This window comes from Bradyrhizobium sp. SZCCHNS3052, assembly GCF_032484495.1.
GTDB lineage: Bacteria > Pseudomonadota > Alphaproteobacteria > Rhizobiales > Xanthobacteraceae > Bradyrhizobium.
On the sequence record NZ_JAUETB010000011.1, the window covers coordinates 149,552 to 175,067 of the forward strand.

Genomic DNA, 25,516 nt, shown 5'->3' on the forward strand with positions numbered 1-25,516 from the left:
CGACAGATAAGCCCAAGCGCCCAAAAGGACGGCCCGCGATCCTTGCAAGACGGCGGCGCGACATACCGCTTCATCATCAGGTGTTCTTGGTCCTGCAGGACGAAATTGCAGAACGCCGCTATGCACCAGGAGAAGTCTTGCCGGCGGAGGCGGATCTGGCTGTGCTCTTCGGCGTCTCGCGCGTGACGATTCGGGCAGCTTTGGACACTCTCGATGAGCTCGGACTGATCGAACGCCGCCAGGGTATCGGCACGTTCGTACGGGAGCTCTCGAAGCCGGAGCCTCTCACCGTGCCGATGATGGACCTCGCTGCTCGAAACAGGGAGATCGTGCGCACAACGCGAGCTCACGTGGTCGAGTTCGAGTTCAAGGTGGCCCCTCGTCACGTTCGCGAGCACTTCCAAGCCCAGCCAGGCGACCTTTTCCAGCGCACAGTTCGCATCCGTTACATGAATGACTGGCCAATCATGCAGGTCACGACCTACATTCCGGAAGCGATCGGACGGCAATTTGGTCCTGAAGACATGGAAGGAGGGTCGCTCTATGCGATTCTGCAGCGCTTCGGCATCACATTCACATCTGGCGAGCAGATTGTGACGGCAGCTGCAGCCGACCCCATTGTCGCAGCACGCCTCAATGTCGCGATAGGCGCACCGCTCTTGAAGGTGGTGCGCATTCATTTCGACAGCGCCGGACGTCCGATTCAGCACTTCGAGCTGCTGGCTCCACCTGCAACCTACGAGCTTCGCATGCCATTGAAAGACTTCTAGCCTGCCTGCAAGCGCGCCAAGTCCCGAGCACGTCCCGTCCAAACTGACATTTCGGTGTGCGTGCGAAGGAGAAGCGCTCACGATCTCATGGGGCCGCGCCATGGGCGGACCGGCCCACACCGGAAGGCGTCACAAGACATGAGCTTCAGCACGGCTGTCGAACGATACAGATGACGTCCGAACCGGCCTCTCCAGCATTCCCGCGCTTTCAATCGACGGTCCCTCACTACGTGGCCGGGCGACCGAATTACGCACCCGCGCTCATCCAAGTCGTGGCGGATCACCTTCGTCTGACCAAGGACCACCGATTGATGGATCTCGGCTGTGGACCAGGGTGGCTCGGCATCGCATTTGCGCCCCTGGTCGGCAAGGTCATCGGAATAGATCCGGAGCCTGCCATGCTGGAGGCTGCTCAGGCGATCGCCAACGCGGCGGCCGTTGAGATCGAACTGATCGAAGGCAGCTCGTTCGACCTCAGCCCGCAGCTCGGCCGCTTTCGCGCCGTGGCGATTGGACGCGCCTTTCATTGGATGGATCGCGCCGATACGCTGCGAAAGCTCGACCCATTGATCGAGGAGGACGGCGCAGTCCTGCTGTTCAATGACGTACGTCCCGATGTCCCACAGAACGCCTGGTACAAGCGTTACTCGGACGTCGTCGATCGCTTCACCAACAAGAGTGTCGGTTTCGCACCCGAGCGCCTACGTCACGAACCGATCCTGCTGGAGTCGCGCTTCGGTCAGCTCACCAGAATTGGTGTCATTGAGCAGCGTCTCGTGCCTGTCGCTCGTCTGATCGATCGCGCACTATCGATGTCGACCTCCTCGCCTGAACAGCTGGGCGTCCTCGAAGGTCAGCTCGCGCAGGAATTGACGATGGAGATGTCGCCATTCGCAACCGCCGGCGGCATCGTAGAAGTCATTGAATCGCAGGTCCTCATTGCGCAGCGCCGCTGAGGCCTACAAGCTTCGCTGCCCAATCGACCTACTTGGCCGCCCCATAGGGGCGAGAGCGCCGGCACACGCCTGTCGCCACAGGCCATCGCACCGCTCCATGATGAAGACGGCCCGCAGCAAAGACCTTAGCTCAGCTCTACACCGGCGACTGAACAAGCGGATTCGATCAGATGCCGCACGGTCCGGGCATCCCAGTCGAGCCTCTCGGGGACGTCCGCCCAGTAATTTGAGAGCACATGTGCAGCATGCCGCGCCTTCACCCCCAGGCCGACGACCGTTCTGGCCGGAATCGCCATGATGGCGCGTTCAATCGGGTCAAGCGAGCTCAAGACCGCTTCGATGCGCTCTACACCGGGCACCACCACGGCGGAGATCTGCGAGTTTGCATCCCAGGTGGCCGCAGCTGATTGCGCATCTTGCTGCTGGAGAGTTGCGAGTTCTGCGGAGAGCGCTTCAAAGCTGCGTCCGAGGGCAACGAGCACGGCGTCGGGATTGCTTTCGATGGCTTGCTCATCGAGCCTCAGACCACCTGGCTCGACGGTTGCCAAAATCCGCAGGGTTTCATCAAGAGACATCACCGAACTCCAGGCCGAAAACGGTCGGTGGAAGGTCGCCGACAGCCGATCGGTTGCAAGGGATCGACGTGCACCCAGCGGACGAAGTCCGCCTCTCCTTCTCGACGTGAGACGATATCGCCCAGTCGTATCAACATCAATACAATATCTGTTTCAGGCCGTCATCAATAGGTCCCAGACTGCCAGAGCCCCGTCACGACGCAATGCGGAGAGCTCGCATCGCGACGCAGGAAACGGCGTTGTCTTTGACGCCGGCTCATTTCACGCGATGTGCCGAGACGAAAGAGGTTGCGCTCGGCCAGCTTGGCCCACTCATGCCACGCAAGCCTGCGCTTGGCGAGCTACCGAAATTGGTGGTCCTACACCAGCGGCGGAGTCACTGGCCAGAAAGCTCGTCCGGCGTCCGCAGTGCGGCCTATTGCTGCGTGCACTATCATCACCACCCGTCTTACGCGAGTAGCCAACGCCTGTTCGCCTCACTTGGCCAGCGCTGAACGCCTCCGTCCTATCATGGGACGGCGCAATCAAAAGCTCCGGTTGAGCAGACGGCTGCGACATGTCGCGCCTGAATTGAGCCAAGCCATGCCGCGCCGCGTTGCTGCGGACCCAAGCACGAACTGCCAGGTTTCAAGACAATTGACGCATTGCAAGCGGGCCGCTCAACAGCCGGAAAGCTCGCAAGACGGCACTCAACCACTCGCCATCAGGGGTGCATCAATCATCCTCGTACTGCATCGCGCAGCTATCAAGGGGTTGATGCAACGTTCTCGACGAGCGACGCACCGACAAGCCGAGCTGGTCTGGAGCCAATCGAACCGCAGGGAAGGATGAGGCGCCTGTAGTGCACCCGCAACCTGTCATTTCGGTGCGGGCGCCGGATGACGGCATCAACGTCGTCGAAGAGCGGCTTGCCTGTATGAAGCACATGGTCGTAAACGCCACGGACCCATTGGCCGTAATGATAGTCCGGCTGCTCCTCGAGCGGCAATCCCGGTGCATGCTGTTGCCAGGTTCTGCCGAAGCTTTCAAACCCCGAGCCGATGTCAGCGAAAATGAGCCGGCCGTCGACAGGCTCGATGATGACGAAGCGCTGCAGCGATTGCAGATCGAGGAGGCCCTTCAGTTCGGTATTGTCGCGGCCCTGATCACATTCGAGCCATCGCATGAACAGGACCGCAAGAGGCTCTGCCTCTTTGGCAAGCGCAGTGATGGGCAACTCACGGCTTCTGAACACCGGCGACAGATGCAGGCGGGCTCGCGCGACCTCATCCCCGATATAGGTCATCGCCTGGCTGACCCTCGGGAACATGCGCTCGACAACTTCATCGCCTGCTTTCACAACGATGATTCGCTCCACGGCCCTATCCGCGATGAAGTATAGCGCCGAAGCGATGCTGATCCCGCAGGCGGTCCTCGGCCTGAGCCGGATCCGGGCCGATCGACTGTCGATCATGGTGACAGCGACGAATCCCAGATTGTCGACCACATAGGACGAGAAATCAAAATCTGACACCGGGCATTGCAGGAATCGCCGCAAAACCGGCGAATGAGCATCCCAAGCCCGCCCATGATCGTCCAGAAGGATGGTTGTCATCGGATCCACGCCATCTTCAATACGAACGCGGCAGCGCGCCAGCGTCTCTGGCGCCCGTTGATGTATCGTCATCGGATCAGATCCGCCAAACGGCTGACCGGATGCCGAACGAAGCAACCAGTTGAACGCATATCGGTCCGCGCCGCTACTACAAGCTTAGGTAGCGGCCGGCCATCGCCCTCCCTCCAGGCACGCGACTTTCCCGGCGGCGCAAGCGGACGCGGCAGGGCCGCGGTCCTCCCCTTGCCAGCACGAACCCGGGCCTGCTCGCCGGCAGTGCTCGCCCTCGGCGAGATCGCCTCCCTCGCCCTCCCCACCGGAACCTATGCGCTGGTGTGACTACCAGAGTTAGTAATTGATCCCGGTATCGCAAAACTGTCAACTGGTGGTTGATGACAGACCCGCACGGGGAAGGGAGACCTTGCATGCTCACGCGACCGCAATCGATTCGTCATGCTGCAGATCATCGTCCGGAACTCGCCACTCGCGCCGCAGTGCTCCGCGAGCAGATCTGCTGCAATCGAGATCTGAGCTTTCTGATGGAGGCCCATGATGGGCTCTCAAGCGCCGTCGCCGAGCGCGCCGGCTTCAGGGGCCTATGGGCATCCGGCCTGTCGATCGCCTGCTCTCTCGGCTATCGCGATGCAAGTGAGGCGTCCTGGACCCAGCTCATCGACGTCGTCGAACGCATGGTCGATTCGACTGATCTCCCCGTTCTCGTCGACGGTGACAGCGGCTTCGGCAATTTCAACAACGCGCGCATTCTGGCCCACAAGCTCCGTCAGCGGGGTGCCGCGGGTGTGGCCTTGGAAGACAAGCAGTTTCCGAAGATGAACTCGTTCGTCGGCGATCGTCATCCGCTCGCCGATGCCGGCGAATTTTCCGGGCGTCTGCGTGCCGTGAAGGATGCGGTTGGAGACGAACTCGTCCTCGTCGCCCGCATCGAGGCCTTGATCGCCGGCCATGGCATGGACGAGGCCCTTCACCGCGCTCACGCCTATGCGGACGCCGGAGCGGACGCCATTCTCATTCATTCCCGGAAGAGCACGGCGGACGAGATTTTCGCCTTCGCCAATGGTTGGCAGAACCGCCTCCCCGTCGTGATCGTCCCAACGAAATACTATCGGACCCCCGCGTCCGCCTTTCGTGCTGCCGGCATCTCGACCGTGATCTGGGCCAATCATTCGATGCGCGCCGCGACAAGCGCGATGCGCAATGTCTGCGAGCGCATCATCACCGAGCAGAGCATCGCCGGGATCGAGGCTGAGGTCGCGACCCTCGAGGATGTCTTCTCGCTGTTTCACTACGACGAGCTGGCGCGCGCCGAGGCCCGATACCTGCTCGTGAATGCCGCGTCAGGCCAGCCAGACTGACCGAACAACTCATGCCGTTCTCGTAAAGGATCAGACTCATGACCCCGACTGCACTCGCATCTCGCATCGACACACCGACGGATGTCTCACAGGTCGACCGCCCCGACATTGCCCAGGTCATCAAGTGGCGGGATAGCTCATACGCCGCCGACCTCTACATTGCAGCGGTATCCTGGCTCGACCTGTTCACCTATCTGGACGGTCATCCCGTCTCTGAAGACGAACTGCGGGAGCATTTCTCGCTTCGTGACCGGCCGACACGTACAATGATCAGGCTCTTCGAATCCTGGGGCCTGATTGCCCGCGAAGGCGGAAAACTTCACGCCACCATCGAAGCCGTCCGATATCTCAGCGGCCGATCCGACGAGAATGTCGCCTCCTACATCGCCACAATGAAGTACAAGTCGTCGGTTCGCGAGCTGTACGACGTCCTGCGGAACGACGGCTCCGACACCTGGCATGTCGCGCGCGGCGACACGACCAGCTGGGACGATCTGATGCAGACGGATGAGTTCGCGGACCTCAACACGCGCGGCATGGAGGAGCGCGGCCGGATCTTTGCCCCGCATCTCGCTACCCTGCTCGATTGCAGCGGCGATACGTCCATGCTCGACATCGGCGGCGGCTCCGGCGTCTATTCCGCTCATCTGCTGATGCGCTATCCTCGGCTATCCGCGACCATCTTCGAGCGCCCCCCGGTCGACGAGCTCGCGCGATCCTGTCTGATCGCGCGGGGTCTCTATCCCGACCGCGTCCGTATCGTCGCTGGCGACATGTTTGTCGACCCGCTGCCTCGCGATGCAAGCCTTCATCTCTATTCCCACGTTCTTCACAATTGGGGACCCGAGAAGGTCCGCCTGCTGATGCGCAAGTCCCACGGCAGCCTCCAGCCCGGTGGCCGCATTGCTGTCTACAGCTGCCATCCCGACGATCGCGGCGGGCGTCCGGCCCCGGCCGCCGAAGCTGAATATTCGGTGCTCCTGACCACGGGCTACGAAGGCTGCTGCTACAGCTTTGAAGACATGCGCGGGATGCTCGAACAGGCCGGCTTCGGGCAGGTCGAGTACCACAGATCGCTCTGCAACCGCAGCCTGATCGTGGCGAAGAAACTCAGTTGAGGTCACAGGACGTCGATTCATTGGGGGCGGCAGAGCCGCTCCCAATGCCCTTGTGCAGGAGCAGAGACATGTCCGTGCCGACGAGCGTTCTCCTATCGAGATTGAGTACAGCAGGCTACACGTTCTTCTCGGGCGTTCCGTGCTCGCACTTCGCTGACCTGTTTGAGAGGGCGGCCGAAAGCAGCGCGTTGACCGACGTACCCGCGGCCAACGAGGGCAGCGCGGTGGCGCTCGCCGCTGGCGCTGCGCTGTCCGGCCAGCGAGCCGTCGTCGCGCTGCAAAACTCCGGTCTTGGTCACGTCGTCAATCCACTCACCTCGTTGTTGATGGTCAACAGGATCCCGGTCCTGTTGCTGATCTCGGTGCGAGGGCATCCCGACGAGAGCGCAGATGAGCCGCAGCACATCTTCATGGGTGCCGCGACCAAGGCGATCCTCGATCAGCTCGCCATCGACTGGGACGAGTTCGACGGAACGACGGGCGGACTGGATCGGCTTCTCATCCGCGCCGCTGAAGCGCATCGGCAGGAGGCACCTTTTGCTGTGCTGTTGCGAAAGGGCCAGCTCACGCCGAGCGCCGCAGGGGCGACCCCCGACGCACCGCTCGATTACCCGCTCAGCGCGGGAGAGGCGATCGAACTGATCTGCGAGCGGCTCGATCCGACCACGTCGATCGTCTCGACGACCGGCTTCATCACGAGAGAGCTCTTCCGGGTCAACGATCGTCCCGAGAATTTCTACATGCAGGGCTCGCTCGGACACTGCAGCGCATTGGCGGCAGGCCTCGCCATCGCCATGCCCAACCGTCCCGTGCTCGCACTGGATGGCGACGGCGGGGCGTTGATGCACATGGGCGTCATGTCCACGATTGGCCACACCAAACCCCAGAACCTCATCCATGTCGTGCTCGACAATGAAAGTTATGCGTCCACCGGTGGCCAGGCCTCGACGTCACGAAGCTCGTCCCTGGATCTTGTCGCATCCGCCTGCGGCTATCGCTCGTCGGTGCGTTGTGCCGAAGCCGGGCACATCCTGACAGCAATGGAGCACTGTGCGACGACGCGGGGCCCGCATTTCCTGCTTTGCAAGATCAATCGTTCCCATCCCGCAACGCTTCCGCGCGTGACCACCCGCCATACGCCTGTCGGTAACAAGCGCCGATTCCAGGACGCCATGGGGCGCTACGTTCTTGAACCTTCAGCTGCCGGCTAAAGGGGAAACGATGTGATGGTCCGCAAGACGTCTGCTTCGGCAGCCCTCTGCCTGATCTTCGTGATCCTGATCTGGGGTATGAACTGGCTCGTCATAAAGGACGCGCTGCAGATCGCGCCGCCCCTGTTCTTTACAGGACTGCGTCTTATCGGCGGCGCGGTGGCGATCGCGGTGGCGCGCCTTGCCTTGGGGTATCAGCTCCGCATCGGCGATCGGGGACGGCTCAACCTGATTGCCGTGGGCATGCTGCAGATGGCCTGCGGGCTGGGCCTGAGCCTCGTTGGGCTCCAATATCTGGACGTCGGCCGAAGTGCTCTCATTTTCTATACGATGCCGCTCTGGCTTGCGATCATTGAGTGGGCTTTGGACGGAAGGCGGCAGACCGGCTTCGAGCTTGCAGCGATCGGGAGCGGGCTTGGTGGCATCATGTTGTTGAGCGCCAATGGCCTCGGGCCAACGGCTGCGCCAATGACTTTCGACAACGCGGAAGGGGTTGCCCTGCTGCTGATTGCGGCCATCTGCTGGGCCCTGGGAACCTGGCTCGCCAACCGAGCTCACAGCGATATCGACGTCTGGAGCCGGACTACATTCCAGCTCGCAGCGGCAGGGATGGCGGTCATGATGGCCTCAGCCGTCCTTGAGCCGCATTTCGAGGTCAAGCGCCTTTCAGCTCTCGCCTTCCCGATCGCGTTCAACTGTATCGTAGCGACCGGCCTCGCATTCGTTGCCTGGTACTATGCGTTAGCTTCGATTCCGGCGCGGATCGCATCTCAGAGCCTCGTTCTCATTCCCGTCGTCGCGCTGATCTCAGCTCTCATCCTGCAGGGGGAAGAGCTCGCGTTGCGCACGGTTCTTGCCAGCCTGCTGATCATCATGGGCGTTACGATCGTGATCTGGCAGCGCGAAGAGCAGCCTTCGCGCAACAAGCCGGCCAGAGCGCCTTTCAGCCAGATCGACGAGGCCGACAAGCCCCAAGCAAGCGTCAGCCAGCGCAGTCTTTGAGTTGAGGAGCCATACATGCACGCTGTTGAGCCGATCTACCAGCCGATGCTCCTGGCTGGAGCATCAGCAGACGCGGATCGCGTCATTGAAGTCAGGAATCCGTTCTCCGGCGCGCTTGTCGGGACGGTCCCGCAGGCAGAGCCACGTCAAATACGGGCGGCATTCGCGGCAGCCGCGCGCTTCCGCCCAAAGCTGAGCCGCCGCGAAAGGTCCGATATCCTGCTCGGCGCTGCGCGTGCGATCGCAAGAGATCAGAACCGGCTCGCACAGCTCATAACCGCCGAGACCGGTCTCTGTCTGAGGGACTCCCTGCATGAAACCAGGCGCGCCTGCGACGTCTGGTCGTTTGCCGCCCATGCGCTGATTCAAAATGATGGCGAGATCTACCCTGGAGACATCGGCGGAAACCCTCATCAACGGCGCATTTTTTCAATGCGTACGCCGATCGCGGGGGTCATCGCGGCCATCACCCCCTTCAATCATCCGCTGAACCTGGTCAGCCACAAGCTGGCGCCGGCAATAGCGACCAACAACCGCGTGGTGCTCAAGCCGTCGGAGCAGACGCCCCTGACGGCACTTGCGCTGGGCAGGATCCTCCGCGAACAAGGCTTGCCAGAGGGCATGCTCTCGATCGTGACCGGAACGCCGCGCGATCTTGGAGATTGCGTGTTCACCGATGAGGACGCCGAGCTCGTGACATTCACGGGGTCGGTTCGCGTCGGGCACCAGATCGCGGAACGGGCAGGTTACCGGCGGCTTGTCCTCGAACTGGGTGGGAACGATCCGTTCATCGTCCTTTCGGATGCGGACGTCGATCGGGCCGCGCATCTGGCCGTGCAGGGCGCAGTCAGACATTCCGGTCAACGCTGTACGGCCGTGAAGCGGGCGCTCGTCGTGGAGGAGCTTGCCGATCACTTCGCCGAGAGGGCCCTGCACCACATGCAGCAGCTCTCAACAGGCGACCCCAGCGACCCTTGCGTTGATCTCGGCACCGTCATCAGCGAAGACGCAGCCCAGCTGATTGCCAGACGCGTGGCCGGTGCGGTCGCGGCAGGTGCCAGGCTTCTGCTCGGCGGTGAACCTCGCGGCGCCTTTTATCCTCCCACGCTGCTCGATCATGTCTCGCCCGCTTGCGAGCTCGTTGCCGAGGAGACGTTCGGCCCGGTTCTGCCGATCATCCGATGCAACAATGATATCGACGAGATCATCAGGATTGCGAACGCCACCAAGTTCGGACTTTCCGCCGCCGTCTGCTCCAACCGCCTCGATCACGTCACGAGGCTCATCGAGGGCCTCGCGGTCGGCTCCGTCAATGTGTGGGAAGTTCCCGGCTATCGCACCGAACTCACTCCGTTCGGCGGCATCAAGCAGTCCGGCCTCGGTCACAAGGAGGGCATCCTGGAGGCGATGCGCAGCTTCACGCAGGTGAAAACCTACTCCCTGCCCTGGCCGGTCTAGGGCCCTCGACCTGCTCGCCGGCTGACACCGAGCGAGTAAGCGGTCGAGCCGCCGCGCCAGGAACGAAGCGGCTGCGCATGCAATGCCCACCTAGTCGACCAGCAGCTTCTCCGCCGCATTTTCATCAGTCACGAGAACATGACAGAGCCCGGCCAGCAGCGCGGCGCGAATGATCGCGACCTTCTGCAGTCCTCCCGCTGCCAGAACCCGGTGCTTGATCCGATGAATGTGGTCCCAAGGCGGATTGATGGTCCGCCGCGACAGCGGATGATCCACTCGCTTGCCCCTGCGATCGAGGTAGTGGCCGCAAATGTCTCCGACCGCGCCGGCCGCTCGCAGCGATGTCCAGGTCTTGCGCGAGATGACGTTGTATTCGAGCACCTTTGACTGCTCGGAAAGGTCGATCGCGCTCAAGAGGGCCATGTCCAGACTTGGCACCATGGCCAGCACGGAGCGAACCGGCTCGCTGTCCACGATGAGGTCTCGGAAGGCCGCGTCGTCGACGAACATGGGCGCTGTGAGATAATAACAGCGGGCTCCGAGCGCGCGAGCGATCATCGCAGCGTTGTCGTACGGATTGATCGGCGCGCTTTCCGCCAATCCGCCGCAGAGCAGGACGACCTTGGTGTTCTGCCCCTGACGCGGCCTCAGGTTCTGGGCGGCTGCGTTGATCGTCCCTCCCCAGGTAATTCCAAGCGAGCCGTCCGCGGGGAGCCGTTCAGCGACGTAGTTGGCAGCTGCCGCTCCCAGAAACGACCTGACGTCCGGGTCGGTCATAGGGGTTGGGACCACGATGGCTTGCATCAAGCCGTATCGTGCAGCGAGCTCCGCCTCGAGTTTCGTTCTCTGCCCGGCGGGATCGGTGATCGTGATCTGTACGAAGCCGCTTTCCCGCGCGAGCCCGAGGATCCGATTGACGCGCTTCCGCGTCATGTTCAGCCGCTGCGATATCGCTTCCTGGGTCTGCCCTTCCTTGAAGTAGTACCAGCATATTCTGGCAACCAGGACCCGGTCTTCCAGGATCGTATCGGCGTTGTCGGTCTCGCCGTCGCGCAGTTTCAGGTTTGAGGTGGTCACGTCACAGCCTGAGTCGGGTTTGGGTCAGGACCCATGTGTGCCCCGTCGCGGTCGCTACGACAACTGCCATCCCGAATAGCCCAATTGTACCGCGTTCGTCACAAATGTGTCAGCGAACCCGGCTAAGCACCCCCTGCCAATAATGATAGGGGGCTGACCATGCGAAGCATTCTGCTGTCGGTTGCATTTCTCTCCGTCTCGATGAGTGCCGCATTGGCGGAATTCTCGGACGGCAAGGTCGTGATCGGCGTCATGGGAGATCAGAGCGGCGTGGTCGCCGACGTTGGTGGTCCTGGCTCGATCCTCGCGGCCCGGATGGCCGTTGCCGATTTCGGGGGAACCATCGACGGCACCCCGATCGAGATCGTCACGGCAGATCATCAGAACAAGCCGGACATCGCCTCCAGCATCGCCCGCGAATGGTTTGACCGGCGCGGCGTCGATGCCATCGTCGATCTGCCGCATTCGGGCGTGGTTTTCGGATTGATCCCGCTCGCAACCGATAAGAAGCGCTCGCTTCTGATATCCGGCGCAGCCTCTACCGACATCACGGGCCGCTATTGTTCGCCCTATGTCACACACTGGACCGACGACACCTATGCGCTGGCGCGCGGCACTGCGGCGTCGCTGCTCGACCAGGGCTTGAAGACCTGGTTCTTCCTCACCGCGGATTACTCCTTTGGCCATGATCTGGAGGGAGTAGCCCAACAGGTCGTGGACGAGCGCGGCGGCAAAGTGACCGGCAGCGCTCGCCATCCGCTCGGCACCGCCGACTTCTCCACACTCCTGGTCAGGGCGCGCAGTTCCTCCGCCGAGGTGATCGCGCTTGCCAGCGCCGGCGCCGACACTGTCAACGCCATCAAGCAAGCCGGCCAATTCGGGATCACGCGGTCCGGGCAAAAGCTGGCCGCGCTACACGCCTTCGTAACGGATATCAACAGTATCGGTCTGGAGACCGCGCAGAACCTGATCATCAGCACCGGCTTCTACTGGAACGACAATGATGCGACGCGCGCATTCGCCCGGCGGTTTTTTGCCGCCCATGGACGGATGCCAACGCGTGAGCAGGCCGGCGTCTATGTCAGCGTGCTGCACTATTTGAAGGCCGCACGGGCAGGGAACAGCGACGACGCCGCTTCTGTCAACGACCAGATGCGGCAGCTGCCGGTCGACCGCTTCGGCAGCGTGGCGCACATTCAGGCGAATGGACGGGTGACCTATGACATCGGCGTCTATCGCGTGAAGGCGCCTGCCGAAAGCAAGGAGCCGTGGGACTTCTACGTCCGCACAGCCACGGTTCCTGCGAGCGCGGCATTCCGTCCCGCGTCGGCATCCGGCTGCAGCTCGCAGGCGGCCAAGGCGCAATAAACATGGTCGCCAGCGCCTCGCTCCAGGCTTTCGAAGATCCGAGAGCTGTCTCTGCCCCGCTGCCGACCAATCCCGTGCTGAAGGTTCGTGCTCTGACGGTTCAGTTCAAGGACTTCGTCGCCTTGAACGAGGTGTCGCTCGACCTTCGGGAAGGCTGCATTCACGCGGTGATCGGTCCCAACGGAGCAGGCAAATCCACCCTGTTCAACGCGATCAGCGGCTTCATCAAGCCCACCCGCGGTCAGATCGAACTGTTTGGACGCGACGTCACGGCCTGGCCTGCCAATCGGCTGGCCAGGCTCGGGCTGGCCCGATCTTTCCAGATCTGCGCGGTATTTCCCGAATTGTCGGTCGAGGAGAACATGTTGGTGGCGCAGGCCCATGCCAGCCCACCGCTCCGGCTGTTGCGCCGCCGCGTCAGCGGCGATCTCGCCCCTCACAACGAGACTCTGCTCGCGCGAGCTGGCCTGACCTCCGACCGACGCAGGCAGGCGCGTGAACTCTCCTATGGCCGGCGGCGCCTGCTCGAAATTGCAACCACGCTCGCCCTCAAACCTCGCCTCCTGCTTCTCGACGAGCCGACGTCGGGGCTCGGCCGGGAAGACATCGGTCCAGTCGTCGAGATGATTGCCGACGCAGCGCAGGATTGCTGCGTCCTGCTGGTTGAACACAATCTCAAGGTCGTCGAACGGCTCGCGGACCACGTCACCGTCCTGGCGAACGGCGCCGTTCTGAGCGACGGATCCTATCAAGACGTTGCGCGCGACCACCGCGTCCGCGCCGCCTATCTCGGTGCAGCCGCTGATGCTTGATCCGGAACGAAGCGAAGCAAGCCTTCCGCTTGCGATATCCAACCTCAAAGCCTGGTATGGCGAGGTCCAGGCGCTGTTCGGGATCGACTTCACCGTATCGGAGGGTGAGGTCGTCGTGCTGCTGGGCCGCAACGGCGCCGGCAAGAGCACCATCCTGCGCGCCATCATGGGCCTGTTGCAGCGGCAGTCGGGGCATGTGCTGGTGCAGGGGCGAGAGGTGCGTTCGCTGCGTCCATCGGAGCGCGCGCATCTTGGTCTCGGTTACTGTCCGGAAGAGCGAGGGATCTTCGCCAGCCTCACCGTGGCCGAGAACATGGCGCTATCGCCCACGCTGGGCGGCTCCGGCATGAGTGATGATGAGATCTTCGAACTGTTTCCGAATCTCAGGTCGCGGCCCCGCCATCTCGGCGGGCAGCTGAGCGGCGGCGAACAACAGATGCTGGCGATCGGGCGGATCCTGCGATCCGGTGCCCGAACTCTGCTGCTGGACGAGCCGACGGAGGGGCTGGCCCCCATCATCATCCGCCAGATCGAACAGGCGATCACCGCCCTCAAGCAGCGCGGCTACACCATCCTGCTGGTCGAACAGAACCTCGCTTTCGTGCTGGGCGTCGCTGACCGGGTTGTTGCAATCGAGAACGGACTGGTTGTCGACAATTGCCCGACCTGCGAGGCCGAGCGCATCGAAGCGCGCCTCTCCAAATACGTTGCCGTGTGAATCCCTATGTCAAACCTCGTTCTCTCCTATCTCACCATCGGTCTGGTCAATGGATCGTTCTATGCCCTGCTCTGCCTCGGCCTCGCATTGATCTTCGGGCTCTTGAACATCCTCAACATGGCCCACGGCGCGCTCTACATGATGGGTGCATTTGCCGCCTGGGCGGCCGTTGCGCGCCTTGGTCTTCCCTATCTCGTGGGCCTGTGTGCGGCTGCCGTTCTGGTTGGATCGACCGGGATGGTGCTGGAGCGACTCTTGTTGCGGCGGACCTACAGTCTCGATCCGCTCTATGGATTCATGCTGAGCTTCGGGCTCGCAACCGCGATCCAGGGCGGATTTCAGGTCATCTTCGGCTCTACGGGACTGCCCTTCACGACGCCCGCCTGGCTGTCGGACGTGGTCGATCTCGGCTTTGCAGTGTTCCCCGTCTACCGGCTGTGGGTCGTCATGGTCGCCTTTATTGTTTGCCTTGGGGTGTGGAGCGCGATCGCACGAACCAAGGCTGGAGCGACGCTTCGGGCGGCTTCCGAAAACGCCACGATGGCCGAAGCGCTGGGCGTCCCGATTCCCGCGGTGATGACGGCAACCTTTGGGCTGGGCGCGGCTCTTGCGGGCCTCGCCGGCGCTCTTGCGGCGCCGATCTATCAGGTGAGTCCGTTGATGGGGTCTGACGTCCTGCTTGTTGTCTTCGCCATCATTGTGATCGGCGGGATGGGCTCCCTCGGAGGGACGATCCTGGCGGCCTACTGCCTGGCATTGCTCGAGAGCGCGACACTGGCGGTGTTCCCGCAAGCGGCCAATGTCATGATCTTCGCTTTCATGTGCATCGTCCTGTCGGTCCGGCCACAGGGCCTGTTCGGCATCGAGGTGCTGCGTCATCATTCCTTTGCCGGCATTCCTCCCCCGGTCACGGCCACGCCGGATGTACGCGCGGACAAGAAATACGAGCGCATCCTGATCGTCGTCATCATCGCAGCTGCACTCGCTGTCCTGCCGGCACTGCTCTACCCGATCTTCCTGGTCAAGATCTTCTGCTTTGCGATTCTCGCCGCGTCGTTCAACTTCCTGCTGGGGTTCGCCGGGGTCATGTCGTTCGGACAGGCGGCTCTCTACGGGACGGCCGCCTATGTCACCGCGCATGCGCTGAAGCACTGGGCGATGTCCCCGGAGCTGGCCATGCTGGCGGGGATCACTGCCGCTATTCTGCTCGGCATCGTCATGGGAGCGCTGGCGATCCGGCGGCGTGGCATCTATCAAGCCATGATCACGCTTGCCGTCGCCCAGATGGTCTACTTCGTGTTCGTGCAGTCGAGCTTCACGCATGGCGAGGACGGACTGCAGGCGGTGCCACGCGGCCTCCTGTTCGGTCTGATCGATCTGCGCAACGACCTCGCCGTCTATGCGCTTGCCGTCGCAGCCTTCTGCTCCGTCCATTTCGGCATCAAGCGGCTGCTGTCGTCTCAGCTTGGGATGATGCTTGTCGCGGTCCGCGACGACGAGCGGCGCGCCTTGTCCCTTGGTCAGAATGCCCGGGGCCTCAAGCTGTTCGCCTTTGCGATCGCCGCCAGCTGTGCCGGCCTCGCCGGGTCACTGAGTGCGGTTGCCTTTCAGCTCGCGACTTTGTCCGGCGCGCACTGGCACCTCTCCGGAGAGGCTGTTCTGATGTGCCTCATCGGGGGCCTCGGCACATTGAGCGGACCCTTGGTCGGCGCCGCGGTCCTGGTCACAATGCAGCACTTTCTCGCTCCCTATGGGGCCTGGGTGCAGGTGCTCCAGGGCGTCGTCTTCGCATCATGCGTCCTGACCTTTCGTGACGGGATGATGCCTCGACACGCGTTCGCCTGGCCTTCACGGCTCCGCGGGACCAGCGCCAGCTCATTCGCACCTGCCGAGACCCTCGAGGAGACGGGCCGATCATGACCATCGCGATCCCACACAGTCGGCGTCAGCTTTGCGAGATGGATGGCGATCCTTCGCAGCTGACAGCCACGGCTGCAGCTTCGGCCATACGCGAACGACGCCTCTCCGCGGCCACACTACTCGAGGCCTGCCTCGCTCGCATCGCGGCACGCGACGGCGAGGTCCACGCCTTCACTCATGTCGCGGTGGACGCGGCGCGCGAGCAGGCGTTCCTCGCCGACAAGGCGCAATCGGAAGGCCGGCTCTCCGGACCGCTCCACGGCCTGCCCGTCGGCGTCAAGGATGTCTTCGATACGATCGACATGCCATCGGAATATGGCAGCAGCCTGCTGCGCGACCGTCGCCCGGCAGCGGACGCCGCGGCGGTCGCGATGCTCAGGCGATCGGGCGCCATCATCATCGGCAAGACGACGACGTCGGAGTTCGGCATGTATCATCCAAGCGCTGCCCGCAATCCCAATGATCTTGGGCGCTCACCGGGTGTGTCTTCGGCCGGCTCGGCGGCAGCTGTGGTCGACCGAATGGTCCCTCTTGCACTCGGGACTCAGCACACCGCCTCGACGGTGCTGCCGGCATCGTTCTGCGGAGCGTATGCCTTCAAGCCGTCGTTCGGGTTTGCAAGCATGGAAGGCTCCAACATCCTGGTGCCGCGGCTTGCGCAGATTGGCTATCTCGCGAGATCCGTCCAGGATCTCTGCTTGTTTGCCGGCGCATTTGATCCCGTTGTCGACAGCGCCGCCGATCGGATCGGACGCCCTCCGAGGCTCGCTGTAGTGCGCGGACCGGGATTCGAGCAGGTCGCTCCGGACGCGGGCGAGGCTTTGACGGCCTTCATCGGTGCGTTGCCGGTTGCAGTCCACGAGCTGGATCTTCCGAGCGAGTTCGGCGGTGCGATCGAGGTGGCTCTTGGCCTTTTGAACGCTCATCTGGCGGCTCGCTTCGGCGATCTACCCCAGCATCTGTCTGCCGAGCTGTGTCCACCGCTGCAGGATGGAATTGCCGCAGGCATTGCGCTCGGCGCAAAACGTTACATCGAGTTGAACGCGTCGGCCGATCGCTTGATCGGACTGACGTCGAAGCTGTTCGCGCAGCACGATGTGCTTGTGACCCTTTCGGCGCCGGGCGAGGCGACAAGGCTCGATGAAGGTCCCGGCTCGGGGAGTCTTGCCATGCCCTGGAGCCTGTGCGGTCTGCCTGTCGTCTCACTGCCGCTGCTCTGCGGCGCACACGGCTTGCCGATCGGTCTCCAGCTCATTGGGCGTCATGGCTCTGACCGTGAGCTGCTTCAGAGCGCCGCCTGGGTTGCTCACACCTGCCGCCTGCCAACACGGGTTGATCATTGATGCGATATTCATCCGCCACCGAGCCGACAACGGGTTCCGACACGCAGATCGAAGTGAACGGACGGGTCTACAATTGGCCGCGCGTTTCCACTGTCATCATCTGCTTCGACGGCTGCGATCCCGACTATATCGCAGCGGCGAGCAGCGCGGGCATCGTCCCTGCCCTCGATCGCATGCGACGCGACGGCTTTGCGACCACGGCGCTCGCGGCCATACCGACCTTCACCAATCCAAACAACGTTTCGATCGTCACCGGGGTCGCGCCGGCGCACCACGGGGTGTCGGGCAACTTCTACATCGATGCCGCGAGCGGAGAGGAGGTGATGATGGTGGACGCATCGCCGATGCGAGCGCCGACGATCCTTTCCGCCTTCTCCCGTGCCGGAGCCAAGGTGGCCGCCGTGACGGCCAAGGACAAGCTCCGCAAGGCGCTTGGCAAGGACCTCAAGGGAATCGTGTTCTCTGCCGAGAAGGCGGATTGCTGCAGCGAAGCCGAGAATGGCATTGCAGACGTGCCCGCGCGGATCGGCCGCTCCGTCCCTCATCAGTATTCGGCGGACCTGTCCCTGTTCGTCCTGGACGCGGGTCTCAGGCTCTTGGCGGATCATCGTCCTGATCTGATCTATTTGTCGCTGTCCGACTATGTCCAGCACGCCTACGCACCGCACGAGCCGGAAGCCCTGGCGTTCATGGCCGAGGTGGATCAGAGGCTCGGCGCACTGCTCGCCGAGGGCGCGCTCGTCGGGATCGTCGCCGATCACGGTATGAGTGATATGGCGCACGCCGATGGTTCGCCCAATGTCATGTATCTCGGCGATCAGCTCGACGCAGTCTTCGGCCTCGGGCGGACGCGGGTGATCTGCCCCATCACCGACCCGTTCGTCCGCCATCACGGCGCGCTCGGCGGCTTCGTCCGGGTTCACCTCCTGGATCCAGTCCTGCGCGCCTCAGACGTCGTTTCGTTTCTCGCGGGGCTTCCGGGCGTCGGTCTCGCCTTGACCGGAGACGATGCGGCCGCCCGCTTCGAGCTGCCGCGCGACCGCGAGGGCGACGTCTGCGTGATCGCAGCAAAGGGAATCGCCCTGGGCGCCCGGGCGTGCGACCACGAGCTTTCCAACCTGGCGGGCGCAAGGCTGCGCTCGCATGGCGGTCTCGCCGAGCAGCGCGTCCCCTTCATCCTGTCTCATCGGCTTCGCGCGAGCCCGGGCGCGCCCGACGGGCGCACTTTGCGCAATTTCGATATTTTCAGTGTCGCACTCAATGAGGTGGACCTTTGACCATGAAGCGTGTTGTCATCATGATCCTCGACGGACTTCGACGGGACCTCATTTCGCCTGCGACCACGCCCCATCTCGCAGATTTCGCCGCGCGCGCCGAATGGTTTGAGGACTACCGGACCGTCTTTCCTTCGTGCACACGCGTCGTGTCGGCGAGTGTTGCAACCGGATGCACTCCGGCAAGACATGGACTGCAAGGCAATTCCGTTGCCCTGATCGAATCCGGCAGGTTGGTGCTGCGCGACGCCGGAGATCCGCAGTTTCTGCAACACAAGCGCCGAGTCACGGGATCCTCACTGCAAGTGCCGACCCTGGCGGAACGCGTCAAGACCGTGGGTGGCCAGATCGTCTTCAGCAACGTGTCCCCCGGGGCTGCCTATGCCCATGATCCCGACGGGCATGGATTTGTCTATCACCGGGCCGGCTCGTTCGGACCTGGCCGCATTGAAGTGGCGGCCGGCGATCGATTGGACGTCACGCTGGACAGCGGCGGTGACGCCAGGATGACAGCCCGCTTCATCGACGACGTGATGGTGAAGCGTCGCCCGGCGGTCGGCATTTTGTGGCTTGGCGAACCGGACCACGTTCAACACAACGCACCGCTCGGTTCTCCGGACCATCTTGCCGTGCTGGCGGAGGCGGATCGTCGGGCGGCCGAGGTGATCGCAGCCGTCGAAAGACAGCGCGACCAGGGCGAGGACATCCTCCTTCTGATCGGATCCGATCATGGTCATCAAACGGTCGAGGACATCGTCGACATCGATGCAGCGCTGATCACCGCGGGTCTCAAAGCCAACCCCATGTCCGACGAGATTCTGGCCATCTCGAACGGGACCTCGGCCTTGATCTATGTCGATTCCCAGCGCGGCCCCTCGCTGCAGAACGTGCGATCGCTTCTGGAACGCAGTGATTGGGCCGGGCAGGTCTTTGGGCCGGACGAGCTCGACCGCGTTGGACAAGCTCACACCGGCGGCCTTGCCTTTGCTGTGTCCATGCGGTCCAGCGACGTCCCCAACCGCTTCGGAATCCGCGGTTCGAGCCTCGCGGCCAAGCCTGCCCTCGGCAAGCCCGACCGACTTGGATGCGGACAGCATGGGGGACTCGGGACCTACGAGCAGGCTCCGTTCCTGATGGCATGGGGCGAAGGCTTCAGTCCGGGTCGGATCCGCAAGTCACCCGCGCGCGTCATCGACATCGCGCCGACAGTGCTGTCCCATCTCGGGCTGCCCCGCACAGGGATGGACGGCGAGGCCTTGCAGGCGGCAGCCTGGCGTTCCGAGACGCGCGCCATGACGGCCTGACGCCCGCGCTGTACACGCATTGGCCCAAACGATGTCCAACCAAGCATCTGTGGCCAATGCCTGCCGGCTGCACCGCAGCCCCCATCCTGTCGATGCCCCCTGGGGCGAGCAGTTGTTCACTGGTGCCGAGAGCGCGTGGCCACTGCGCTGATCAGAGCGCCGGACTGTCGAAGAACGTCCGCCGCAGGCCGATGCGGCCACCGCTGAGATGATAGACATCGGCAAATCTGGCCTTCAAGGGACGCCCATTCTTGTCCTGGCCCGCAAAGCTGCCCCAGCAGGCGATCTGTTCGCCATTGCTCAGCACCTGCTCAAGCAGGTGCTCTCCCGAGGCCACGATGCGCTCGTGGCGATAGAACTGCATGATGGCCAACTTGCCGACAAAGGGCTCATATCCTGGACGCTCATAGACGGCACCGTCGTCCAGCAGGCTGGACAAGCCTGCCCAGTCGTGAGCGTCGATACACGCGAACAGGTGCCTGACATATGCCTCGGCTTCCCGGTGACCCAGCGGTCCCTGCATGCTTTCCCCCGACATTGAGAGCCGGCTCTGCTCACATCGCCGCTGCGCGCGGATCGGATTCCTCGCGCCAGCTTACGCCCATGGCGGCCTCCAGATCGGCCAGCATCTCCTGCACCGGCATCCAGACAAGACCACAGCGCATCGATCCGAGCGGAGATACGACCAGTTCGACGCTCGACCGCTCGATCCGGGTGTAGCCGGTGCGATCCGCCATGCCGCCGGCAATCACAGCGTCGGCCATCATGCTGATCGTGAAATCCGTATTCCAGCGCGCATGAGCATAGGCACGCGAAATCCGGGGCAGGATTCGCGCCAACCCTCTGCCGCGAAAATCGCGCCGGTACCAGCCGGCGCCGGAAAACACGACCCTCCCCGCAATCGTCGACGCCACCGGGGTCGCAATCAGACAGCCGTCGCCGCGCGCCAAGGCGGCTGCCGGATCTGCGTAGAACATACGAAGCGAGATGGCTTCCTCGAACAGCGTCGTGGCTGTCCAGTCGTAGTACCGACCCGCCTGTGTCGCGACGATCTCCCCGTCCTTGTCTTTTCCGACCATGACGAAGGTGTTCTCAGCTGTCGCGCCGCCGAGGTCGGGCTGGAAGATCGGCACCAGCGGTCGCCAGCTGTCGGAATTTGCGCTGTTGATGTCGAGCAAATCCTGTAGGCTCGCAAAATAGACGCTGACGCCACGCTCTTGGGCGGCGGTGTCAGCGGCGAGGAAGAAGCGTCCCAGGAGGCTGATCGGACCATGATCGATCTTCAGATTGGAAGGCACGCGGCCAGATTGAGGACAGCAATCCTGCATCGACATTCCTTGCCCTTTGCTACGTCACGCACATCAAACCGTGGCTGGCGACGATTGCATTTGATCTATCCTTTGTAGTTGTAGCGTGAATGACATAATTCTGGTTGATTGTTTCAAGCTGAGATTGATGCTTCATGGACGAACATCTTGGATACGGCATGAGGTAAGCGGACGTGGCGACTTCCAAACAGCTCCCTGACGGCCGCCCCGCTGTGTCCCGCAACCAAGGCAAGCGGCTCAGGAGGTCATCCAAGAAGCCCAATCATGTCGATCAGCATGTCGGAACGCGCTTGCGCCTGCGACGGAACCTGCTCGATCTCAGCCAGGATGACCTGGCAAGACGCCTCGGCGTGACAGCTCAGCTCATTCAGAAGTATGAAGCGGGCGAGACCCGGATCAGCGCATCTCGGCTGTACGAAATCGCAAACCAGCTCGCTGTTCCGATCACGTGGTTCTTTGACGAGATTGACGTCAAGGCAGGCGCCGCTGTGCCAGAGGCGTCTCATGAGCAGACGGCGGACTTCAGTGAGCTTGTGACCAAACGCGAATCTCGCCAACTGCTCGAGCTCTATTTCGGCATATCCGACGAGCGGCTTCGCCGAAAGGTGCTGCAGATGGCTGAACTTCTCCGCTCGCGCGACGACGAGTAATGCGCTCAGGACATCGGCCAAGCCGAATGACTGAGTTTTCGCATCCCTCATGCAGTCCTTGCGAGAGGGTCGACTTTCCGCGGCGGCTGCGAGACGGACCAGCGCGCCGATCATGCTGATCGCCGTTGGCTACGCAGCAGATTTCGATAGCCGCCTCGGATCAGGGTCTGACCTGTTTGAACCAGCCGGATCGTCCGGCTGCGCAGGTCGTGCGTTTTCCATCCCCGATCTTCAACCCGCTCGGACCCGAACAGAACCGTGGCGATCGCCCGATAGTTCTGACCCTCGAGGTGGCCATCCAAGGCGCGCAACGCAAGAACGAGGCGCTGGCGCTGTTGAATGGGCCCGGTGTGAGCCGGCAGCCGGACCGGACCTCGTCTCAGCGCCGTCCAAAGCCGATAGGCCGCGCGCGTCTGCAAATCGAAATCACGGTCGAGCGGCAGTTCGACAGCCACGGCCGTCCCCTTCGCCGGAAGCCGGGAGAGCATCAGCCGGTGCGTGGCGCCGCCCAACTGCAGCACCGCGTACCAGCCGTCGGACGCCCGTCTCAGCTCGGCGCCGGGCGATCCGCGAAGGTCGAGATGAGAGAATGGCGCAAGCGAGCCTTGCGAGGTCGGAGCAAGGCGAAGCACAGTCGGCAGCACTTCCGGCGCCCAGAATATGGCCTGAGCATCAAACCGGCGCATTGGGTCAGCCGCGAAAAGAAAGCCCCCATCGCTGCCGGAATTCAGGATCGGTCGGGCCGTCTTTGTCTTGTGCGAGCAGACCGCTGTAATCTCGCCGATAGTCTGGATTACGACGTAGACATTCCCAGGCAAAGTCGGCCGCATCGGCTGTTTCGAGCTTCTTGTAAGACTCGGACGACCGCCAGTTGAACTCGCTCATTACACACTCGTCCCTGCCATTTCCGCTCTCTCACCAAGGTTTGCAGAGGCTAGCAACGAGGGCTCCTGCACGGAGCTATCAATCTGCGGAGTTGACACCGATCGAGCGCAACACAGTGGATTTTGCGTATTCCAGTGACTTTCGGTTTCACTCAAATCGCGCCGGCCGCGCTACTGTGTGCGGCGCCAAGCTCGCCTCGGGTCGACTTGCTAAAGATTTCAGCAGATGACCGAGAAGGCAGCTGCTTACACTTGAGGCTCACGCGAGCTTCTCCACTAGTGCTCACGCACGTTTGACGAGCGCTTCCCGTCGGCCCGACCAATCTCGGTCAAGCGACCTCGCCCATGCCATATCGCCCAAGTCAACGCGCTCCGCTCAATCCGCAGGATCGAGCTGATGTTCCAGGCATTGCGCCGCGCGATCGGAGATCAGCTCCGGATGAAGTCCCGCTGCGCCGGCGCTCTCGTGCGGCGCTTCTATCGTAAGCCATTCGCCGCGCGCCCGTGCCCACCCCGCGGCAGGATCGATGGCCAAGAGCGGCGCAGCCAAGCTGCCCTGGAATAATGGAAGACGCCACACCGTTCCCTCAAGCACGCATATGTCGTCGCGAACGACGACAGTCCAGTGCTCAACAAATCCGGACCATTCGAGCGTAGATGGCGGCTGTGACGGACCCTGTGCTCAAACAGCCGAGCAGCTTCGCCGCGAACACAAGGTTCGCCTTTGATACCCGCCGGTTCGCCTCGCAATCCGCCCGACAGGAACGGGGCATTCTGGCAGTATCCGTTCCTGCACGTGAGGGAGGATCCGTTGCGACGCTCGGCCCGGTCTCTTGGCTATGGTCGATTCGATTGACGTGTGATTCTTTTCAATTCGATGGCGATCGTAGCGCCGTATTCACTGCACTGAAGATCTTCCCATTCTCGTGACAGCCATACGACCGCATTCCGGACCACTACCTTTACAGGTAGCTGCTTCAAAGTAATTTTCATATCAGGAGGCCAATTGACACCGCATGGCAAGGATGATGCTGGAGCGCTGCAGAAGCCAGATCGCCGGCGCCTCCTCGCCGGCTTCGCGCGCGCTTCTGTCCAGGGGGTGGGACAAAGCGATCTGCGTAGACCTGTTGGCAGGAGGACTTTCTTGCCGCCGTCTCATCGCTCGCTGGGCCTACTCGGCGACCTCAAGCCGCTCGACAGGCGACGCGTCATTCGAGCTGGCGAACAGCCTTGCTTCCAGCATCGATTGCAACGGCGCAACATCTCCGCTTCGCAACGCGCCAATCGCATGTGGCATCCCAGCCGCGACACGAGCATCGCGACCAGCTGCAATGGCCTGGAACTTCGACCCGATGTCGTCCCAACTCATCGGATTCGTAGGCTCTCCTTTCGGCGCCAACACGGTCCGCTCAAAGGAGCCCGACGCCGTGGTGATGCGAACCCGCCCGGGAACCGCGGCCGGGAACATGAGGTCGAATTCGGGATTGACGGTCATGTGGACGCGTCCAGCAATCTCGATGGCTCTTTGGTCTGTCAGCGACTCGTTGCTCAAGGGGAGCAACGCCGCTGCGCCGCCGGTCGCGGCGACACCGAGGCAGAACGGAAGGCTGTACTGCGCTCCTTCCAGCGTACGCGGCTCCACCTCGTTGCTCAGGGTCAACGACCTCCCAAAGGTCTCCACGTCGATGTTGATGATGGCTTCCGGATGAAGCTCATGATCGCTCAGCAATGTGATCAGCGCGTCAATCGGCGCGTGAATCCAACGGCAGCAACTATAAGGCTTGAAATAGGTGCTGTTGATGAGCCAACTCGTTCCGAGCCCGTCGAGAAGCCGCGCGCGATCGTAACGTTCTGAACTATCCAGAATATCGACCGGTCCGGTGAAGCCCTGCTTGGCCAGATCGACCGCAAGGATGCCATTGGCGGCTCCCCATGGGATCCCCTCCTTGACACTGTTGCCTCTGAAGCGGGTGTATGGAGTAGCCGACTGGCTCGGTGCCGTCGTGCCAGCGATTGAGATCGCGTGTGCGATCTGGCCCCGCGACAGCCCCTTCAGCCAAGCAACCGCTGCGGCAACGGCTTGACCGCTCCAGAGGCCGCTGTTCACCGTCGGGACGCTTCGTAGATCCCGGGCGGCAGAAATACGAACGCCTATCTCATATCCGATGGCAATCGCGGCAAGCGCGCGTTGCCCATCCAAGGACGGAGTGCCGAGCAGTGACAATACCCCCGGAATGATCGCTGCGCCGGGGTGCCCCGAAGCGGCGCGGTGGCCATCATCCAAATCGAGCGAGCACGCGGAGGCCGCGTTGACGAAGGTTGCCCCCGCAGCGGTCGACCGCTCTCCTGAAAACCACATCGCCGCCGATCCATGGCCCCAGGTCGCGCTCGCTATTCGGCGCACGGCCACCGCATTTGGCGTGTCATGGCCGGCTATCGCGGCCGTCATCAAATCGAGCACGCATTTCGCCGCGCTGATCCGGGCTTCTTCTGGAACTTTGCTCGCGCTGACCCATTCGGCCAACAGCTCGGCAGCGGTGTATGTCATGCAGGCCTCCAGGGATCTTCAACATGTGTACTGGATCGGACGAGGTGAGGTAGCGCAGCCGTCCACGTCGGCAGATCATGGCGGGCAGACAAATCAATGCGCGGTAAAATCCTCGAAACCGCTACAGCTCTCGGAGCGAGCTCCCGCTCAAGTCCATCTCAATCCAGGGGAGGATCGGGCAACTGGATTACGATCACGGCAAGCTCGCCAATGAACTCCTTTGGCGGGGCTCT

Annotated in this window: 23 protein-coding genes and 1 pseudogene; 16 read left to right on the forward strand and 8 right to left on the reverse strand. The window is 62.6% G+C overall.

Annotated features, from left to right (window positions below):
* The first annotated feature begins 80 nt into the window (after window positions 1-80).
* Both QX073_RS27330 and QX073_RS27335 read left to right on the forward strand, forming a co-directional pair.
* The gene (locus tag QX073_RS27330; protein ID WP_315729357.1) at window positions 81-770 is read left to right on the forward strand and encodes a GntR family transcriptional regulator; all 690 of its coding nucleotides are present in this window, start codon (window positions 81-83) and stop codon (window positions 768-770) included.
* Window positions 771-940: 170 nt separating this feature from the next.
* A complete protein-coding gene (locus QX073_RS27335) occupies window positions 941-1,726 on the forward strand; it encodes a class I SAM-dependent methyltransferase (RefSeq protein WP_315716397.1) in 786 nt (261 codons plus the stop codon).
* A gap of 125 nt (window positions 1,727-1,851) precedes the next feature.
* Here the strand turns inward: QX073_RS27335 and QX073_RS27340 are convergent, their stop codons facing one another.
* Both QX073_RS27340 and QX073_RS27345 read right to left on the reverse strand, forming a co-directional pair.
* Window positions 1,852-2,301 carry a hypothetical protein gene (locus QX073_RS27340; protein WP_315716398.1) on the reverse strand — a complete coding sequence of 150 codons (450 nt, stop codon included), beginning with the start codon at window positions 2,299-2,301 and terminating at the stop codon, window positions 1,852-1,854.
* 745 nt (window positions 2,302-3,046) lie between these two features.
* Complete coding sequence (locus QX073_RS27345) at window positions 3,047-3,967, reverse strand: hypothetical protein (protein ID WP_315716399.1); 921 nt, start codon at window positions 3,965-3,967, stop codon at window positions 3,047-3,049.
* Window positions 3,968-4,389: 422 nt separating this feature from the next.
* Between QX073_RS27345 and aepX the strand changes: the two genes are divergently transcribed.
* The 5 genes from aepX to phnY all read left to right on the forward strand — a co-directional run bounded on the left by aepX (window position 4,390) and on the right by phnY (window position 10,057).
* Complete coding sequence (gene aepX, locus QX073_RS27350) at window positions 4,390-5,268, forward strand: phosphoenolpyruvate mutase (RefSeq protein ID WP_315716464.1); 879 nt, start codon at window positions 4,390-4,392, stop codon at window positions 5,266-5,268.
* Between the two features lie 38 nt (window positions 5,269-5,306).
* Window positions 5,307-6,386 (forward strand): methyltransferase, encoded by a 1,080-nt coding sequence (locus tag QX073_RS27355; protein WP_315716400.1) that lies wholly within the window; start codon window positions 5,307-5,309, stop codon window positions 6,384-6,386.
* A gap of 68 nt (window positions 6,387-6,454) precedes the next feature.
* Complete coding sequence (aepY, locus tag QX073_RS27360; RefSeq protein WP_315716401.1) at window positions 6,455-7,597, forward strand: phosphonopyruvate decarboxylase; 1,143 nt, start codon at window positions 6,455-6,457, stop codon at window positions 7,595-7,597.
* A 15-nt stretch (window positions 7,598-7,612) separates the two neighbouring features.
* Window positions 7,613-8,599, forward strand: a complete 987-nt coding sequence (locus QX073_RS27365; protein ID WP_315716402.1) for a DMT family transporter — start codon at window positions 7,613-7,615, stop codon at window positions 8,597-8,599.
* A 15-nt stretch (window positions 8,600-8,614) separates the two neighbouring features.
* Window positions 8,615-10,057: a phosphonoacetaldehyde dehydrogenase gene (phnY, locus tag QX073_RS27370; RefSeq protein ID WP_315716403.1), complete on the forward strand. Its 1,443-nt coding sequence runs from the start codon at window positions 8,615-8,617 to the stop codon at window positions 10,055-10,057.
* Window positions 10,058-10,147: 90 nt separating this feature from the next.
* Here phnY and QX073_RS27375 read toward each other — a convergent pair whose 3' ends face one another.
* Complete coding sequence (locus QX073_RS27375) at window positions 10,148-11,134, reverse strand: sugar-binding transcriptional regulator (protein WP_315716404.1); 987 nt, start codon at window positions 11,132-11,134, stop codon at window positions 10,148-10,150.
* Between the two features lie 159 nt (window positions 11,135-11,293).
* On the opposite strand from QX073_RS27375, the gene QX073_RS27380 reads away from it, so the two are divergent.
* The 8 genes and pseudogenes from QX073_RS27380 to QX073_RS27415 all read left to right on the forward strand — a co-directional run bounded on the left by QX073_RS27380 (window position 11,294) and on the right by QX073_RS27415 (window position 19,873).
* Window positions 11,294-12,502, forward strand: a complete 1,209-nt coding sequence (locus QX073_RS27380; RefSeq protein ID WP_315716405.1) for an ABC transporter substrate-binding protein — start codon at window positions 11,294-11,296, stop codon at window positions 12,500-12,502.
* Between the two features lie 2 nt (window positions 12,503-12,504).
* Window positions 12,505-13,314 (forward strand): ABC transporter ATP-binding protein, encoded by an 810-nt coding sequence (locus QX073_RS27385; RefSeq protein ID WP_315716406.1) that lies wholly within the window; start codon window positions 12,505-12,507, stop codon window positions 13,312-13,314.
* On the forward strand, window positions 13,307-14,032 hold the full coding sequence (locus tag QX073_RS27390) for an ABC transporter ATP-binding protein (RefSeq protein WP_315716407.1): 726 nt from the start codon (window positions 13,307-13,309) through the stop codon (window positions 14,030-14,032). Before QX073_RS27385 ends, QX073_RS27390 begins: the two co-directional genes overlap by 8 nt.
* 6 nt (window positions 14,033-14,038) lie before the next feature.
* Window positions 14,039-14,893 (forward strand): annotated as a pseudogene (locus QX073_RS27395) (branched-chain amino acid ABC transporter permease); the annotation flags it as partial.
* A 6-nt stretch (window positions 14,894-14,899) separates the two neighbouring features.
* Entirely contained in the window at window positions 14,900-15,952 is a 1,053-nt protein-coding gene (locus tag QX073_RS27400) for a branched-chain amino acid ABC transporter permease (protein WP_315716465.1), read from the forward strand.
* Window positions 15,949-17,295 (forward strand): amidase, encoded by a 1,347-nt coding sequence (locus QX073_RS27405; RefSeq protein WP_315716408.1) that lies wholly within the window; start codon window positions 15,949-15,951, stop codon window positions 17,293-17,295. The genes QX073_RS27400 and QX073_RS27405 overlap by 4 nt, the downstream gene beginning before the upstream one ends.
* Window positions 17,295-18,572, forward strand: coding sequence for a phosphonoacetate hydrolase (gene phnA / locus QX073_RS27410; RefSeq protein ID WP_315716409.1), 1,278 nt, complete (start codon window positions 17,295-17,297; stop codon window positions 18,570-18,572). Before QX073_RS27405 ends, phnA begins: the two co-directional genes overlap by 1 nt.
* A gap of 2 nt (window positions 18,573-18,574) precedes the next feature.
* Window positions 18,575-19,873, forward strand: a complete 1,299-nt coding sequence (locus tag QX073_RS27415; RefSeq protein WP_315716410.1) for an alkaline phosphatase family protein — start codon at window positions 18,575-18,577, stop codon at window positions 19,871-19,873.
* A 151-nt stretch (window positions 19,874-20,024) separates the two neighbouring features.
* Here QX073_RS27415 and QX073_RS27420 read toward each other — a convergent pair whose 3' ends face one another.
* Entirely contained in the window at window positions 20,025-20,396 is a 372-nt protein-coding gene (locus QX073_RS27420; protein WP_315716411.1) for a nuclear transport factor 2 family protein, read from the reverse strand.
* 31 nt (window positions 20,397-20,427) lie between these two features.
* The gene (locus QX073_RS27425) at window positions 20,428-21,207 is read right to left on the reverse strand and encodes a hypothetical protein (RefSeq protein WP_315716412.1); all 780 of its coding nucleotides are present in this window, start codon (window positions 21,205-21,207) and stop codon (window positions 20,428-20,430) included.
* 167 nt (window positions 21,208-21,374) lie between these two features.
* Here QX073_RS27425 and QX073_RS27430 point away from each other — a divergent pair, with 167 nt between their 5' ends.
* A complete protein-coding gene (locus tag QX073_RS27430; protein ID WP_315716414.1) occupies window positions 21,375-21,851 on the forward strand; it encodes a helix-turn-helix domain-containing protein in 477 nt (158 codons plus the stop codon).
* Window positions 21,852-21,961: 110 nt separating this feature from the next.
* Here the strand turns inward: QX073_RS27430 and QX073_RS27435 are convergent, their stop codons facing one another.
* The 3 genes from QX073_RS27435 to QX073_RS27445 all read right to left on the reverse strand — a co-directional run bounded on the left by QX073_RS27435 (window position 21,962) and on the right by QX073_RS27445 (window position 25,283).
* Complete coding sequence (locus QX073_RS27435) at window positions 21,962-22,537, reverse strand: DUF2285 domain-containing protein (RefSeq protein ID WP_315716415.1); 576 nt, start codon at window positions 22,535-22,537, stop codon at window positions 21,962-21,964.
* 4 nt (window positions 22,538-22,541) lie between these two features.
* Window positions 22,542-22,736: a transcriptional regulator domain-containing protein gene (locus QX073_RS27440; protein ID WP_315716416.1), complete on the reverse strand. Its 195-nt coding sequence runs from the start codon at window positions 22,734-22,736 to the stop codon at window positions 22,542-22,544.
* A gap of 1,170 nt (window positions 22,737-23,906) precedes the next feature.
* Window positions 23,907-25,283: an MmgE/PrpD family protein gene (locus tag QX073_RS27445; protein WP_315769759.1), complete on the reverse strand. Its 1,377-nt coding sequence runs from the start codon at window positions 25,281-25,283 to the stop codon at window positions 23,907-23,909.
* Window positions 25,284-25,516: the final 233 nt, after the last annotated feature.

Excerpts from the sequence above, each read along its gene's own strand:
- QX073_RS27335 (WP_315716397.1), top strand. The coding sequence starts at position 941 with ATGACGTCCGAACCGGCCTCTCCAGCATTCCCGCGCTTTCAATCGACG.
- QX073_RS27340 (WP_315716398.1), bottom strand. The coding sequence starts at position 2,301 with ATGTCTCTTGATGAAACCCTGCGGATTTTGGCAACCGTCGAGCCAGGT.
- QX073_RS27345 (WP_315716399.1), bottom strand. The coding sequence starts at position 3,967 with ATGACGATACATCAACGGGCGCCAGAGACGCTGGCGCGCTGCCGCGTT.
- QX073_RS27355 (WP_315716400.1), top strand. The coding sequence starts at position 5,307 with ATGACCCCGACTGCACTCGCATCTCGCATCGACACACCGACGGATGTC.
- aepY (WP_315716401.1), top strand. The coding sequence starts at position 6,455 with ATGTCCGTGCCGACGAGCGTTCTCCTATCGAGATTGAGTACAGCAGGC.
- QX073_RS27365 (WP_315716402.1), top strand. The coding sequence starts at position 7,613 with ATGGTCCGCAAGACGTCTGCTTCGGCAGCCCTCTGCCTGATCTTCGTG.
- phnY (WP_315716403.1), top strand. The coding sequence starts at position 8,615 with ATGCACGCTGTTGAGCCGATCTACCAGCCGATGCTCCTGGCTGGAGCA.
- QX073_RS27380 (WP_315716405.1), top strand. The coding sequence starts at position 11,294 with ATGCGAAGCATTCTGCTGTCGGTTGCATTTCTCTCCGTCTCGATGAGT.
- QX073_RS27385 (WP_315716406.1), top strand. The coding sequence starts at position 12,505 with ATGGTCGCCAGCGCCTCGCTCCAGGCTTTCGAAGATCCGAGAGCTGTC.
- QX073_RS27390 (WP_315716407.1), top strand. The coding sequence starts at position 13,307 with ATGCTTGATCCGGAACGAAGCGAAGCAAGCCTTCCGCTTGCGATATCC.
- QX073_RS27405 (WP_315716408.1), top strand. The coding sequence starts at position 15,949 with ATGACCATCGCGATCCCACACAGTCGGCGTCAGCTTTGCGAGATGGAT.
- phnA (WP_315716409.1), top strand. The coding sequence starts at position 17,295 with ATGCGATATTCATCCGCCACCGAGCCGACAACGGGTTCCGACACGCAG.
- QX073_RS27415 (WP_315716410.1), top strand. The coding sequence starts at position 18,575 with ATGAAGCGTGTTGTCATCATGATCCTCGACGGACTTCGACGGGACCTC.
- QX073_RS27420 (WP_315716411.1), bottom strand. The coding sequence starts at position 20,396 with ATGCAGGGACCGCTGGGTCACCGGGAAGCCGAGGCATATGTCAGGCAC.
- QX073_RS27425 (WP_315716412.1), bottom strand. The coding sequence starts at position 21,207 with ATGTCGATGCAGGATTGCTGTCCTCAATCTGGCCGCGTGCCTTCCAAT.
- QX073_RS27435 (WP_315716415.1), bottom strand. The coding sequence starts at position 22,537 with ATGCGCCGGTTTGATGCTCAGGCCATATTCTGGGCGCCGGAAGTGCTG.
- QX073_RS27440 (WP_315716416.1), bottom strand. The coding sequence starts at position 22,736 with ATGAGCGAGTTCAACTGGCGGTCGTCCGAGTCTTACAAGAAGCTCGAA.
- QX073_RS27445 (WP_315769759.1), bottom strand. The coding sequence starts at position 25,283 with ATGACATACACCGCTGCCGAGCTGTTGGCCGAATGGGTCAGCGCGAGC.